We start from the raw sequence: 15,571 nt of genomic DNA, 5'->3' as shown, positions 1-15,571 counted from the left end.
AGCTCTAATTAAAATATTAGGTTAACTCCGCCGGAAATCATCTTCTGCTGAGGATAAAATCCATTATTTACGTTAGGCATCTCTGGGTCCAGATATTTCAGTTTATCCCATGTAAACAGGTTAAATCCGGAAACATAAAAGCGCATTTTCTCTATTTTAGATTTAAACAAGCGCTTAGGTAGCGTGTAACCAATCTGAATAGATTTCAACCTGATGTAATCATTGTTTTTTATAAAACCAGAATTGGCGTTTGCATTGTGCGGTGAAAGTGCGACACCACCAGAGGTTAACCTTGGATAACTGGCATTCTGATTATCTGGTCTCCAGGCCTGTTCCACTAAATAATATGGAGAGTTACCATACCCATAAAAGGTTTTGGTAAAAGGAGTATTGTCTTCCACACCCGAAGTACCTGATGATCCTTCATATACACCGGCTAAGGCAATACTGGATAAGGCTGCCCCCTGAAATAACATAGAGAAATCAAAACCAGCATAAGCGGCATCAATGTTTAAACCGTACATAATTTCTGGCATATTACTTCGGCCCACAAAGGTCATATCCGCATCGCGGGTAACCCTTCCATCGCCATTTAAATCCTTAAACTTGAAATATCCCGGGGCGATGATCCCACTGCTCGGCGAAGAACCGTTTCTGGCTTCCTCCCAATTGTTGTAAAATCCATCAACCACAAAACCCAGTTTTTCACCTATTGGTCTGCCGGTTCTTTTTTGCCATGATGGCAAACTTTGAACTTCGTTTATTAAAATAACTTTATTCCTTGCCCAGTTAAAATTACCGGTAACGCCGTAGCTAAATTTACCAATCTTATTGCGGTGCCTGATTTGTAGATCAAAACCCCTGTTGTCAGTAATTCCATCATTAAATGTTGAAGGAAAATTACCCGCTACTGAGGCTGGATAAAGTCCAGACCGGGTGGTTAAAATATCAGTTACCACTTTATAGAAATAATCAAAATCTACACCTAATTTGCCATTCCACAATTCAGCTTCAAAACCCACATTGGTTACCCGATGTTTTTCCCAGGTAAGGTCCTTATTTGGTGGTGCCCCGGTATATAAAGCAGAAACACTTGCTCCGCCAATAACCGCTACTGGATTATCTGTAAAACTAAAAGTAGGCAAATAAGCAAAAGTACTTAGGGTCTCTTCTTTACCCAAAATCCCCATCGAAGCCTTGATTTTAAAGAAATTAACGGTGCCTTTTAAGGGTTCAAAGAATTTTTCCTCACTGGCTATCCAGCCTACGCCCGCTCCCGGGAAATATCCCCAACGTCCTTCTTCAGGAAAGTTAATAGAAGCATCGGCACGAAGGGCTGCTTCAAACAAGTATTTGTTTTTATAGGAATAATTTACCCTTCCTACATAGCCATGTCTTGCTGTTGCGCCACTAGAACCTGTTGGACTAATCACATCAGCAGCTGCCGTACTCCCAAAATCAATATCTTGTAACTCGCTTAATGCAAAGTTTCTGGCGGCAGCAGAAAACAGGTTGTTGTTATACTTAGACCATTCATAAAGCGCCAAAACATTAATGGTGTGATCGCCAAATGTTTTAGCGTAATTTAAGCTGGGTTGAAAAGTCAGTCTGTTATTTTGAACATAGCTCTGACGAAGTGTATTAACGGTGATTCCAGGAGGATTGGCAATCAGTGTATAATCGCCGGTAGTTTGCGTTCTACCCTTGCCCATTAACTTGTATGGTGTAGTCCAACCTTTGTTCTCCGTTGCACTCTTATCAAATGAGGTTTGCACTTTACCCGTCAGGCCATTTACCCAGGGAACCTTTACATTAAAAATTAAAGTACTTTGAAATACGTTCGTTTCCGCACGTTGATAACCCGACTGCAATACCGATGCTATCGGATTTACATAACCAGCATTACTGTTGTAAGCGGTTGGCAATCCATTAGGCGCAAACATTGGCATATTTGGCAATGTCCTTACGGCCTGATAAAATGGATTCATGTAAGATGCATTGTCTGGAGATATTCCAGGTGTATTTGTCTTTTGCATCCTGGCATTGATATCAAATGAAACAGATAGGATCTCATTCAACTTGGCATCTAAATTGGTCCGCAGGTTAAAGCGCTTAAAACCCGTATTTGCCACTACTCCATCTTGATCCAGGTAACCTATATTAGAGAAGTATTTGATTCTGTCTGTTCCACCCCTAACCGTTACCCCATGGCTTTGAGAAGTACTGGATTTGCCCAAAAATTCACCTATCCAATCTGTATTCCCTAGCAATGGATTGGTATTTGTCCCATTCCTGAGGGCATTAATTTGTGTTTTATTATAGGTTAAAGGGTTAGGGTCCTGATCTGTACTGATCCGGTACTCATTGTCCATTTCTTCCGCTTTAGAAAACCATTCCATATAATCCGGGCCATCTAAAAACTTAGGGAAACGTGTGTTCGAGTTTACCATCACCGCACCATCATAGCTGATGCTTGGCTGTTGTGCCTTACCTCTTTTGGTAGTCACCAATATAATCCCGTTTGCGGCCTGTAAACCGTAAACAGATAGTGCTACCGCATCTTTAAGTATCGAGATACTTTCAATTTCATTTGGATCTAACTGGGCAAACGGACGTTCAACCCCATCAACGATGGCAATTGGTCCCTGACTGCCCTGATAAGATGAAGTTCCCCTGATCCTAAGCGTAGCATCATCTGCACCCGGACGTCCAGATTGTTGTAAGGTAGTAATCCCTGGCAACCTACCCGATAGCATATTGGTAATGTTCATGGTCGGCATCTGCTTCAAATCTTCACTGTTGATCTGCGCTACAGCGCCAATCACATTTCTCTTTTTTTGCGTACCAAATCCTACTACAATCACCTCATCTAAGCCTTTCTTGGCCTCTAATAGCGTAACATTGATGACCGGACTGTTATTTACAGCGACTTCTTTGCTTTGATAACCGATATAGCTAAACACCAACGTTTCATCGCCTTTGGGAAGTTTAAGACTAAATTCGCCATTGGCATTGGTACTCACCCCTAAAGCACTTCCTTTCACTTTTACGCTGACACCGATCAATGGCAATCCTTGCTCATCCAATACCCGCCCACGTACATCAGCGACTGAAAAGTAGCCCAGCACCTTGTCCACGATGGAGATCTCTTTCTCTTTTACAATAACGGTTTTATTTTCTATCCTGTAACTCAAGGGCTGATCCTTAAAGCAAATCATTAATGCTTTGTCCAGACTTACATTGCTCAGGTTTAAATTAACCGGCTTTGCATCGCTCATTAGCTTGTCGCTATAAAAGAAATCATAGCCAGTTTGCATCCTGATCTCTTTAAATACATTTACCAAGGTAGCATTGCTATACCTCAACGTTACACTTTGACTATAAGTGCTGGCACTCAGGTGTAAAATTGTGGTGGTTAGCAGGACTACAATTAGTTTAACCCTCATAATAATCTGTCTTTTAATTGTTGGATCGATCCGCTGTAGCGGCTTCATCATCCACAAAAAGGTGGCTGCACATGCCGGCGGCCGACATAGGCTTTTAATGTAAAATTTCATACATTTGGTTCTGTTTAAGTATATGCAGTGCTTACTTTACAAGGGGAAACACTTCATATCATTCATTAAATAATTGGTTACACAATGCCCAAATCTTTGGGGTTTAATGGATCAGCATTAAAAATTACCGGGGGTGTTTCAGCACTTCCGGTAATTTTAATTTGACCATGATGACGGTTTAAGTACTGTTTTTGTAGTTTTTTTTCATCTTGTTTGGTTAAGTTTTAATCTTGTTTATTTGGTTACCACAACCTTTTTTCCCAGTATATCGAACTTGAGCTGACCGGCTGATTGCATAATCTTTAGTACTTCAGAAATATTCTTAGATCTGGAAACCGAACCACTAAAAGTCTGATTCAGATCTATTTCTTTATCGTATTCAACCGTTACATCATACCAACGAGATACCCTTCTCATGATCCCTGCAAGGCTTTCTTTCTTAAATATAAAATCACCATTTTTCCAGTCCATCACCAAGTCCAAATCAGCAACTTCCACCTTGATATCATGGTGTACCGAGCTTGCCTGTTGACCAGGGCTAATGACTCTTGAAAGGCTGTGGAGCACCAGGTCTGCTTTCCCTTTTTCAATCCCCACAGGTGCAACTTTAACAGAGCCTTCCAATAGGGTGGTTACCGATTTGTGTTCATCAGCATAGCTATTGATGTTAAAATGTGTACCCAGTACTTCAATCTCCTGCTTATCCGTCCTTACAATAAATGGGTGTTTTTTATCTTTAGCCACCTCAAAATAAGCTTCACCTTCAAGTTCAACCCGACGTTCTGGAACATTTGTAAATCTTTCTGAGAATTTAATCGAGGATAATGCATTTAACCAAACTTTGGTTCCATCAGGCAATACAACCTCATAATGTCCACCTCTTGGTGTTTCGATGGTATTGTACCGCTTCGCATTGCCTCCCGAAGCAGCCGTTTTGTCGGTCACCTTATAAACCAGCTGTCCGTTCGAAGTTTTAGAGATGACAATTCCAGATTCTTTTGCCAATTCACCATTCAGGGCATCAGTAATTGAGATCTTAGCACCATTAGCCAGTGTTAAAATGGCTTTATTCTTTCCGCCGGCAATATCTTTATCCGCAGCAATTAGGGGTGTATCATTGTTCTTTTTAAGCTTAGGATAAAAGTAAAAGCCAATACTTAAAGCCAATAGTATGGTAGCAGCCACAGCAATACGCGGCCATAAGCTGATCCGCTTTACTGTGTGGACATGAGCTAGCCTGCCTTGCAAGTCTTGTAAATCAGCTTCGAGTTCCCTTTCTGTTAAATCAAATTTCCTCGCCTCACCAAAGGTAAGCCAGTTCTCTACAATCGCTTGCTCTTCCGGACTACACAATCCAGATTGATATTTTTTAATTAAACTTTCTGCGTCCTTATGCTGCATCATTTCATGCTATTTTAATACATAACGATTTACCTAAACACAGGGGTTAAATAAAAAATGAAAAAACTATAAAACCAGTATCACCATTGGTCCCAACTTAGTTTTTAATATTTTAAGCGCATGGTGCATATGACTTTTAACGGTTTGTTCAGATAGGTTAAGCTCGGTGGCAATTTCCTTACGAGAAAGGTTGGTTTTTCGACTCAGCTCGAATACTTCACGCATTTTATACGGTAAGCTGGCTATTTCTTTTTCAATAAGGCAGGACAATTCATTATGACGTACCAAATAATCGGTCGCATTCTGTTCTGTATCCAGATACGTTTGAAAGGTTTCAAGATAGCGTTGGGATACTTTTTTGTGTTTATACAAATCAAATACCCGGTTTTTAAGGACGGTAAACAGATAAGCAGGCAAGCTACAAGAAATGTTTAATAGTTCGCGTTTCTCCCAAAAGGTTAAGAAAAGTTCATGAATCAGATCCTTGGCCTCTTCCCTATCACCGATCTTCTTATAGGCAAAAATATAAAGTAAGGACTGATATCGATTAAAGATTTCAGTAAACGCAGCTCTGTTTCCAGACTTCAATAAGTCTACTAATTCGGTATCAGAAAGTTCTATATACAGCACCATAAACTAAGCAACCCAGATGTCATTTGGTTAAAATTTCTCTCTTAATCTAAACTTAAAACCAAGTTTTAAATATATTTTATTAAGATTAAGCCAATATTAAATAATTATTTTCAAATAACTATTACATTGAACCAATGATTCTAAGGGTTTCTTTATTTAAGCGGTATTTTTACTCCTGTATATAGAAATCTTAAACGAAATAACTAGCCTTTAAACACTTCTGCTAAAAGCTCGTATGACTTTAACCTTGCCTGATGATCAAAAATATGTGAGGTAACCATCAACTCATCAACGCCCGTTTGGTCTAAAAACTGTTGAAGATCTGTCTTAAGTGTTTCCTTACTTCCAACAAATGTACAGGCTAGCATTTGATTGGCCTGCTCTTCTTCATACACATCCCACACGTCATTCATATCATCTACGGGTGGTTGTAATAGTTTGCGCTTTCCGGTAACTATTCCCAGAAATAGCTGATAAAGCGAAGTAACCAGTCGGTTCGCTTCTGCATCAGTATCTGCTGCAACTACGTTTACACAAGCCAACACATAGGGCTCACTAAGGTGCGCTGATGGTTTAAAATTTTGTCTGTATATATTTATGGCGGCCATAAATTGTGCCGGGGCAAAGTGGCTGGCAAAGGCATATGGTAAGCCCATGGCAGCTGCCAAACGTGCGCTATCGGTACTCGAACCTAAAATCCATATTGGAATATCCAGCCCTTCGCCAGGGATTGCCCTTACGTGACTAGTGCTGTTCTCGGCAGATAAATAGGTTTGTAGCTTGATGACTTCTCTTGGGAAATCCTGCGCGGCCTGAAAACGCAAGTCGCCTCTTATCGCTGCTGCAGTAACCTGATCGGTACCTGGTGCCCTCCCTAATCCCAAATCAATACGTCCCGGATACAAAGATGCCAATGTTCCAAATTGCTCGGCAATGATTAAGGGTGAGTGATTTGGCAACATGATCCCGCCAGAGCCTACTCTGATGGATTTTGTTCCGCCAGCAATGTGTCCGATCACTACAGCTGTAGCAGAACTGGCTACACTGATCATATTGTGATGCTCGGCTAGCCAGTAACGGTTATAGCCCCAACCTTCCACATGTTGTGCCAGGTCTAAACTGTTTCTAAAAGTATCGGCAGGTGTTTTTCCTTCTATAACTGTTGCAAGATCAAGCACAGAATATGGTATGTTTTTGAGCAGTGTTTTCATCGTAATGCAAAACTACATTCCAGGGATATTATTTTTCCTATGTCTGAACCGATATGACTTTAAACCTACATCATTATGAAATTCAAATGAAATACCCGAAATTGAGCATAAATTGCCAAGCCATGGAATCCAATGATGTAAGAATTTCGCGTAAGAAGCCCATATTCCCGGTATCCCCGGCCTTGCAGAAATACCTTAAAATCTATCAGCGGGAGTCTAAACTGCCTATCACTTATGATGATCTGAGGATGTTTACAGAGGCTTTTCCCATCATGGATAAGAATGGAAAGGATTCACTTTGGGAATCGCCTATCTATGCGAACGACAGGATTGAAGAGCTACACAACGGTTTAAAAATAGTGTATGCCAATTTAAAGGCTTCAGGTAATTTGCGGATTGTACAGCATAAATACATCGATAAGATTGAATACTGCACTTTTGGCAATACACATCCTTTTAGAGTACGAATTGTGAACAGGTTAAATGATGTTTACGATTACTTCTATGTTAAAAAGGCTGATGCCTCAAGAATATATGGCTTAGAATTGGAACACATCTTATCTCCCAATCAAGTCAATTACCTGGTAGATCGTGAAACCTTGATTGAAGAACATATTGCCGGAATCCCGGGGGATGTGTTTGCAAAGAGCTACCTGCAAAACTCAGAATACAACCCAACCCGTATTGCAAAGGAATTTGTGAAGTTTAATGAGCGCTGTTTGGTGATGCTTTTGGGTGACATGAGGGCTTACAACTTCGTGGTTCAGATTACTCCTGATTTTGACGATATACAGTTTAGAATTAGGGCTATTGATTTTGACCAGCAGTTTTATGAAGGAAATATAAAAGTATACCTCCCACAATTTTTTAAGGAGAACTTCCCTTATGTAAAATTGGGTATGGATCACTTGACCGAAAAAACCTATTTACAATACCAGCAGGAAGAAAAGTCGTCTTTGCTGCATCGGGTCCGCAGTGAACGACATCGGCTAACAGATTTGCGGGATGTATCCAATACGGAAGTACTCACCACCGTTGAAAACATAAATACTTTAAAATTAGCTATGTCGAATTACCTCGAAGATCCACAGTATCTGGAATGTAGAAGCATGACTGATATTATTGAATTAAATCTCAAAAACATCATCCGCCAGGTTAAACTGTAATCTGAAAAAGAGTTTGGATTTGGTCCTCCCGACACAGGGGCAAAAAAAAAGCGGAAGCAGGTCTTAAAGACGATGCCCCCGCAAATTAACGCTCTCGAGTGTAAAATTAAAAAAAAAATATTGATTGTCAAGAGAATAGGAATATTTTTTTTCAAACGCCCCTCTGCTTTGTCTAAAATTTTGGTTAAAACTCCAAAATTTTTATGGTTAATCAAACAAGTTATTTAACCATCTTCACAATATTTTTATGCGATTTTATCAAAAAATATACACTCTTTAACACAATATTCTTATTTTGCAATAAAAAAAAGAAAGCTGATGTCTTTAAAAGCAATAATTGACGGAATCATAAGAGATAAACACAGATCACTTAGCTGGCTGGCCATTAGTATGGGTAAAACCTTTGATGGTTTAAGACTTGGCCTGATCAATGAATCTATTAAGTACAAAGATATCTTGCTGATGGCGGAAATACTTGAAGTATCACCGTGCTGCTTTTTCAATACTGAAGGTTTAGACGCTGACCAGAATATGGTATCGGAACCAGCTGTTGAGTACGGGGATTTAAAATCAACACTTAAAAGCTGTAAGGAAATGGTTGCAACTTTAAAGGATCAGATCAATGATAAAGAGCGTATCATTACTTTGTTAAGCAAAGCGCAGCCTGATAAACTTTAATTCACCAAGCTGCTCTTTATATTTTAATTAACCGTTTTTTAGTTACCTATGCCAATTACTTTATAAGTAACCTTGTCACCATCTATTACCTTTTCGTAATAAACACCCTCCTGAGAAACATAGTACAACACCCCTTTTATCACTACGTCTCTGGTGTCAGCAGGAAGTTCATCTACCACATCACCAATTTTAGGCAATGGACCGACATCATCTAATGGACCAGCATCTGTCTTACCATCGGTTTCTAAAACGCCGTCCTTACCTGCAACTACATAAACGGTTTTTCCATTCGCATCAACGGTACTGTTGTAATAAACACCTTTGTATTCGTAATAATTCTGACCATTAATAGAGATAGCTTTCGCTTCTGATGGTATGCTAGGTACCTGTGCTCCTACCGGAGGTACAACCACTTTGTATCCATTATCAGCTTGCTGATAAAAAAAGCCGCCTGCATAATAAAACTGGTTAGGGCCGTAATAGAATGGATAATATCCAAAAGGCAATACGCTTAAACTAATACCTAAAAAAGGTCTATAATAGCTATAAAAACCATAATAAGGTCTGTGATAAGAAACCCCAGGTCTATGGTAATGATAGTTTGGTCTATACTGTGGCGGTCTATTTGGTCTATAGCTAGGAGGTCTAACGCCTACACTTGGAGGTCTTCCACCACTTGGCGGCCTACTTACGCTCGGCGGTCTTCCCCCACTAGGCGGTCGCGTACCAACACTTGGAGGTCTTGTTCCGCCCGAAGGACGTGAAGGCCTTGGCGTACCACTACCACCACGTTGTGCCAAAGCATCATTGGTAGTAAAGCCAGTCACCAATACGATAGATCCTACTGTAAATAACCATTTTAATCTTGCCATTTTCATAACGCTCTCAATTTTAGTATTATGACCTATAATACCTAAAAAGGATTATTTCTGTTTTATTTATCTTTCCAAACCTTACAAATGGATGATAAATAGGCTATATTAGACCTTCATATCATTAGCTTGCTATTATGAAGTTTAATATGGACAGTCAGACCTATACAGATCTGAACGTATTCTCATCCTCTTCAGATACGGATGCATTATTTAATATCTTTAAGCTGACCAGTACTATTGGTGGGCGGGAAAAAATTCATGAAATGATGTATAATCCTGTAGCCGACATCAATGTTTTAAACGCCAGAAAAGAGGCTATAAAATATTATTATGATCATGAAATTTCACTAAAACTTAGCCGGGAGCAACTGGATTTAGCTGATCATTACCTAAACCACAATAAAAGGTTTTTAAAGCGGAACATGATTGATTCATTTTATGATTTTGCAAGTCATAAATTGAACCCCAGCAATGATTATTATATCATCTCCGTAGGCATTTCCTCCATTATTAAAGTGATTAGGAAAGTTTGTGATTTTTTAGAAACGATACCTACAGATGCTCCAAAACATTTGCAAAATATGTTGGCCAGGATAATGGCTTTGCTGGCATCACCTCCTTTAAAAGAATCCGTTTTAGTTAATCCTAATAAATTAAGCTTTTACCAGATCAGTAAACTCGACAGTGTGTTTAGAGGACCCGGCAAACAGCACATCTGTGAGATTCTACAATGTATTTACGAATTGGATGCATTTGAGACACTAGCCTATGTGGCAAGGAGAAGAGGGTTCAGCTTTCCGGATTATGTAGCTACTGCCGACGTTAAGCTGGAACTTAAAGGGCTGTTTCATCCCTCTCTTGAAAATCCAATCAGCAACGATGTCACAGTAAACAATCAAAACAACATGTTTTTCCTTACCGGATCGAACATGGCAGGAAAATCCTCGCTGTTAAAGTCGATAGGCATATCGATTTATCTCGCACACATTGGCTTTCCAGTACCCTGTGCATATATGAAGACTACCATTTTTAATGGATTGATGACGACTATAAACTTGCCCGACAACATCAATCAAGGCTTAAGTCATTATTATAGCGAAGTAAAGCGCGTTAAACAGGCCGCGTCCTTGTTAAATAACCACAACAACATGTTCATCATATTCGACGAGCTGTTTAGAGGAACGAATGTAAAAGATGCTTATGATGGATCACTGCTGATCATTTCGGCACTAACCGCAATTCGCAATTCGGCCTTCTTTATATCTACACATATTGTAGAACTTGCCGAAGAGCTAAAGAAGTTCGAAAACATTGCTTTCAAATATTTAGACGTTTATTTTGAAGATAAAAAGCCTGTATTTACCTACTTATTAAAAGAAGGGATATCCACTGAGCGACTGGGTATGTATATAGTTCAGAATGAAGGTATAATTGAATTGATAAAAAGTGCTTCAAAAGCTATTTAATTTTCTCTTCACAAATTGTCTTAACGATCTCCTGCATATTGGTAACCTTATCAATCAGTCCTTTTAATTCTTCATCCGTAATGTCGTAATCTAATTTATAGCGGGCATCTACATAACCACGTTTAAGCAGATCAAAGAGGTGAAATTCGTGCTCATTTAGTATAGGCATACGAAACAGGATATACAGATCTATCGATACATGTTTTACATAGTTCCTTAATTTTGCGAGATTATGGGTTTTGGGCTTGTAGCCAGTAAATACCAATAGGGCCGCGCTGTAGAAACATTCTGTTGCCTGATGCAAGTAAAATACGCTATTTCTTCGGCCGTCTTTTCCGCGCTCGGCAGCATTTTTAGCATCGATTAAAAATTGCGAAGCTTGTGGATACCACATGTTGAAATAGCTTTGGGCCCGCTCCTTCTCTTCTTTAGGAGTCAGTTCTTTTGCCTTTTCGAACTGAAAAATTCCCGTATCATGTATCAATATGCCTTCGGAAATAATATCGGAAAAGAAATACTGACCTACGCGCAAGCCTTCATTAACGTACTCAATGTCATGAATAATTGGGCTGATCACATTTTTGAAACTATTGCATCGATTTTCTATGCTGCTGATGATCTCCTGTTCCTTTGTCCCGTTCTTTTTAATGATGACCAGGAAATCGTAATCACTGATATAGCTAAAGCGAACACCATCTTCGATATACTCATCTTCGACCCAGTTACCTCTGGCATGGCTACCGAATAGGATTACTTTTTCAGGATTAGCTTCTTCTCTAATAATCTTTAGTATATGGGCAATTTCCCTTTGTTTAGTTTCTGGTAAATGAGCTATTGATGTTTTCATCAGAATCAGGTTTTATTTTTCTAAGGTTCGTATACGTAAATATAACGAATAAGAAAGAAGTAAACCGTATAAAAGAAATAACCCGCCCCCATACCGGGAAGCGAGTTATTAAATTAACGCTCTCAGCACAAATGTAATAAATAATTCTGTAGAAAATCTGTAGTTTTTATTTATTATATTCATCAATGGCATCTTCCAGATACGGGTTGCCAGTCAAGGATATACTATACCCTCCTACAAAGCCTCCACTTCCATTACAGATAATCCTGTCCCCTTAGCGATATCAGTTGTGGCTACACCTATGCTTTTAAAATTACGAGCAATCTCGATTTGCTCTTCAATTTTTCCTTTTTTATGCCCTCTACGAAATAATGGGTCTTCCTCTTCTTTAAAAAAATCAGCAACATTTATCATAACTTCTTCTAATTTATCTCCTAAATTCCTTAATTTAACTAATACGTGTAATTGCTGTAAATAACGATCTGTTGATAAGCCAGAGGCAACATTATATTTAATAGCCTTGACAATCTCTTCCAATACAAACACCGAGTCTTGAGGATCTATATTACCAAGAACAGCTAACATTTTCTCCTCTATAGCATCTGATTTTAAAAACAATCTATAATCAACGGCAGATAAGCTTGTCATCGTATATCTAAACTTATGATCTTTTGTATCAATAACCGTTGGCATATTAGCCTTTCCAGGGCCAATATAAATTACAAATTGTTTAACGGGCAACTTATATTTCCTTTGCAACATGATGCTATAATCGGCCATGCGATAGTGCATGTTGCGATAATTATTGGTCTGGTACTCGACATGAAGTAGGTATGTATTACCGTTCTTGTCAATTACTTTGGTTAATAGATCTGTTTTTCTCTTCTTGGTATATTGTACATCTTCATTTAATACTTCTATTGTGATTACATCTAAGCTTAATACATGCTTAACAATTCCAGAAAGGTTTTGCTGAATATTCTCTTTAAAGAGCTTATCGTATATGTTCCCCTGCAAATGGTTATCATTTCTATTTGCCATAGATCAAATTATCTAAGCAAACCTACATATCTAATTTTACTTTACAAAAGTTTTATTAACTTATCTTACAGTTGATGAATAAATTATAAACAATAAAATTTCTCATTAATTAATATAAATAAGTGAATATGGGGGTAATGGACTATTCAGCAGCATTAAAAGAATTGAAATATTATGTATTATTCTTAATGATATATTTGAGGGAATTTAAAATTGAATTATGGTGGAAGCTCTATCCTCTGACCTTATTTTGGCCCAGCAGCTTGTATATATTCCCTGCGGTTATAGTTTTACAGCGGCTAGTATAGAAATTGAAAGCTCCGACTATAATGCTTGTGAATTTAAGCTTGATGGGCTCGCTATAAGGTTTCGAGTGGCTAAGATTACACCTACAAAAATTGGGCAGTTTGTAACGATATGGAAAAGAAGTGATAATGGCCCAATCGAACCTTATTCTATTTCCGATAAGATCGACTTTCTAATTGTCAGCACTCGCAAGGCTGATCTTTTAGGACAATTCATATTTCCTAAAACGGTTCTCCTAAAAAAGGGCGTACTTTCAACTCCTGAACGAGAAGGAAAACGCGCTATAAGAGTATATCCTCCCTGGGATGAACCTACCAGTAAACAAGCAAGGCAAACACAACAATGGCAATTAGATTATTTTTTAGCTATACCAATCGACCAGTCCAATATTGATCTAGAACGTGCAAAAATGCTACTCAAATAAAAACAACCTCTTTTTATCTATTTAGTCTAATGGTCATATCGTGCCACCATAAACTAGCTACACTGGCCCCAACACCAGCAAGAAGGTATGCAGCAACAAATCTAGTCTTACCTAAATAAGGCTCTAATATTACTCCAATAAAGACCAAAGCATACATGTTCATCAACAGGTGCAGAATTCCTATGTGCAAAAAACAATTGGTAAGCAACCGCCAAGGCTCACCAGCAGTTGTTACCGGTTTAAAATTAGCCCCCCATCTAATCAAACTTTCACCATCAGGGTTAAAAGGATTTACCCCCAGCAATACCATTAGGATGAAAATAAGTAAATTTAAATTGAGTAGAATGGGCGTAATGAAGTATCCATTTCTTGGGACGAAAATTGAAAGAAAGCCTTTAAAATTTTCAGTCGCTGTTGCTGGTTCTAATGTAAGATCATCTTCTTCATCAGCAACCAATGTTAATGCTTCATATTTCAATTCCAATTCTTCAATATTGAAATCCGGTTTTAATTCCTCTATGGCAGAAATTAGTTTGTTAACATTCTTCTTATTTTTACCAAAATCGACCATTTCGGTACCTAGAGATAAACTTTCAATGCCTACATTATCGGCTACAATTGTAAATTTTATAAGCTGATTTTTAGAAAGGAAGGAATTTTTGTTTGTATACGCTTTAAACCCTACACTGCTTGCGTAAAATACATCCCAACCAAGAGACTTTGCAGCTTCGATAGCGAGTGCAATATATTGTTGTTGTGTTAAATCAGTTAAAGGAAACGCATCATTGTACTTAGGGGGTAAAGCCTATTGCCATAATTTGAAAGCTATTAATATTCTATAAAAATAATGAAGTTTTCTAAAATAGCAAGGCATCTTAATGCTAACTTAGATGAAATCATGGCTAAACGAATTTATTTAATCAGCGGTTTGGGTGCGGATAGACGCGCCTTTAAAAAGCTTGTATTTCCTGCAGATTTCGAACTGGTATATCTTAACTGGATTACTCCTGAGCTTGGTGAATCTTTGGAAGCCTACGCAGCACGGCTAGCCCTTAAAATCGATACCTCTACCCCATTCTTTTTAATTGGATTATCATTTGGCGGTATGTTAGCTACTGAAATAGCAAAGAAGCTAAATCCAGTTCATACCTTCCTCATATCTAGTACACCTGTTTTTTCCGGATTACCATGGTATTATAAAAGAGCCGGGAATATAAGGTTACAAAAAATGATTCCTATTGCCTTATTCAAGCGCATTAATAATATAGGACTGAATTTTATGGGTGCCAAAACTCAAGATGAACGGGAATTATTAAAACAACTTATCATTGACAGCGACCCAAGTTTCATAAAATGGGCATTAACATGTATCTTAAAGTGGAGGAATAAGGAACGTCCGTCAAATCTAACCCATATACATGGGACCGCTGATATTATTTTACCGATTAGGTACCATAAGCCTGACATTACCATTAAGGGTGGCGGGCACTTTATGGTTTATTCCAATGCTAAGGAAGTAAGGGATTGTATTATAAGAGAGATTAATAAGTACTAGATCTGACTCTAGTCTAAGGAAATTTAATTCGCTACATATTAACGGATATTAGCCATATACGGATAAGACAGCGATCGGCCTGGTCAGTATAATACTCCAAGTATAGTCCAAGTATACTCCAACTATACTCCAACTTTTTCAATAAAAAACATAGAGTTTGATTACTGTTTGATTTTTTTTAACTTGAAATTTTGTAGTATGCTATCCAAACCTTATCTTAGATCAGTTGTTTATTTATAAAAAACATATAGATCATGGCAAAATTTGACGGAAAATTCCTGACAGGTGTAATAGGACCTGCTGTTTTTAAGAAGTATCGCAATATGCAATTGGTTACAGGCAAATCCAGGTTGACAAAGGAGAAGCAAACTGAAAACACACACAAAGCAGCAACTCAATTTGGGATCGCCA

General features: G+C 38.3%; 13 protein-coding genes. 5 read left to right on the top strand and 8 right to left on the bottom strand.

All coding sequences use genetic code 11. The features are described 5' to 3' along the window. Positions 1 to 8: 8 nt before the first annotated feature. The 4 genes from EZ444_RS22545 to EZ444_RS22530 all read right to left on the bottom strand — a co-directional run bounded on the left by EZ444_RS22545 (position 9) and on the right by EZ444_RS22530 (position 6,802). Entirely contained in the window at positions 9 to 3,446 is a 3,438-nt protein-coding gene (locus tag EZ444_RS22545) for a TonB-dependent receptor (RefSeq protein ID WP_165503699.1), read from the bottom strand. A 345-nt stretch (positions 3,447 to 3,791) separates the two neighbouring features. After that, positions 3,792 to 4,961, bottom strand: a complete 1,170-nt coding sequence (locus tag EZ444_RS22540; RefSeq protein WP_131611602.1) for a FecR family protein — start codon at positions 4,959 to 4,961, stop codon at positions 3,792 to 3,794. Positions 4,962 to 5,024: 63 nt separating this feature from the next. Then, complete coding sequence (locus EZ444_RS22535; RefSeq protein WP_131611600.1) at positions 5,025 to 5,591, bottom strand: RNA polymerase sigma factor; 567 nt, start codon at positions 5,589 to 5,591, stop codon at positions 5,025 to 5,027. 203 nt (positions 5,592 to 5,794) lie between these two features. Continuing rightward, positions 5,795 to 6,802, bottom strand: coding sequence for an LLM class flavin-dependent oxidoreductase (locus EZ444_RS22530; protein ID WP_131611598.1), 1,008 nt, complete (start codon positions 6,800 to 6,802; stop codon positions 5,795 to 5,797). 122 nt (positions 6,803 to 6,924) lie between these two features. Between EZ444_RS22530 and EZ444_RS22525 the strand changes: the two genes are divergently transcribed. After that, complete coding sequence (locus tag EZ444_RS22525; protein WP_131611596.1) at positions 6,925 to 7,968, top strand: hypothetical protein; 1,044 nt, start codon at positions 6,925 to 6,927, stop codon at positions 7,966 to 7,968. Between the two features lie 318 nt (positions 7,969 to 8,286). Further along, positions 8,287 to 8,646: a hypothetical protein gene (locus EZ444_RS22520; RefSeq protein ID WP_131611594.1), complete on the top strand. Its 360-nt coding sequence runs from the start codon at positions 8,287 to 8,289 to the stop codon at positions 8,644 to 8,646. Between the two features lie 38 nt (positions 8,647 to 8,684). Here the strand turns inward: EZ444_RS22520 and EZ444_RS22515 are convergent, their stop codons facing one another. Next, positions 8,685 to 9,524 (bottom strand): DUF6515 family protein, encoded by an 840-nt coding sequence (locus tag EZ444_RS22515; RefSeq protein ID WP_225874817.1) that lies wholly within the window; start codon positions 9,522 to 9,524, stop codon positions 8,685 to 8,687. A gap of 131 nt (positions 9,525 to 9,655) precedes the next feature. On the opposite strand from EZ444_RS22515, the gene EZ444_RS22510 reads away from it, so the two are divergent. Further along, positions 9,656 to 10,987 carry a MutS-related protein gene (locus EZ444_RS22510; RefSeq protein ID WP_131611592.1) on the top strand — a complete coding sequence of 444 codons (1,332 nt, stop codon included), beginning with the start codon at positions 9,656 to 9,658 and terminating at the stop codon, positions 10,985 to 10,987. Here EZ444_RS22510 and EZ444_RS22505 read toward each other — a convergent pair. Together EZ444_RS22505 and EZ444_RS22500 are read right to left on the bottom strand one after the other, a co-directional pair. Continuing rightward, complete coding sequence (locus EZ444_RS22505) at positions 10,980 to 11,834, bottom strand: HEPN domain-containing protein (protein ID WP_131611590.1); 855 nt, start codon at positions 11,832 to 11,834, stop codon at positions 10,980 to 10,982. The two genes, EZ444_RS22510 and EZ444_RS22505, sit on opposite strands and share 8 nt — an antisense overlap. A 234-nt stretch (positions 11,835 to 12,068) precedes the next feature. Continuing rightward, positions 12,069 to 12,875, bottom strand: coding sequence for an RpnC/YadD family protein (locus EZ444_RS22500; RefSeq protein WP_131611588.1), 807 nt, complete (start codon positions 12,873 to 12,875; stop codon positions 12,069 to 12,071). Positions 12,876 to 13,095: 220 nt separating this feature from the next. Between EZ444_RS22500 and EZ444_RS22495 the strand changes: the two genes are divergently transcribed. Beyond that, the gene (locus EZ444_RS22495) at positions 13,096 to 13,605 is read left to right on the top strand and encodes a MepB family protein (RefSeq protein WP_131611586.1); all 510 of its coding nucleotides are present in this window, start codon (positions 13,096 to 13,098) and stop codon (positions 13,603 to 13,605) included. Positions 13,606 to 13,618: 13 nt separating this feature from the next. On the opposite strand, the gene EZ444_RS22490 is transcribed toward EZ444_RS22495, so the two are convergent. Then, positions 13,619 to 14,176, bottom strand: a complete 558-nt coding sequence (locus EZ444_RS22490) for a rhomboid family intramembrane serine protease (RefSeq protein ID WP_131611584.1) — start codon at positions 14,174 to 14,176, stop codon at positions 13,619 to 13,621. A 276-nt stretch (positions 14,177 to 14,452) separates the two neighbouring features. Here EZ444_RS22490 and EZ444_RS22485 point away from each other — a divergent pair, with 276 nt between their 5' ends. Then, on the top strand, positions 14,453 to 15,160 hold the full coding sequence (locus EZ444_RS22485) for an alpha/beta fold hydrolase (protein WP_131611583.1): 708 nt from the start codon (positions 14,453 to 14,455) through the stop codon (positions 15,158 to 15,160). The last annotated feature ends 411 nt before the right edge of the window (positions 15,161 to 15,571 follow it).

Source organism: Pedobacter hiemivivus, assembly GCF_004331685.1.
Lineage (GTDB): Bacteria > Bacteroidota > Bacteroidia > Sphingobacteriales > Sphingobacteriaceae > Pedobacter > Pedobacter hiemivivus.
This window is presented reverse-complemented; position numbering and strand designations above follow the sequence as displayed.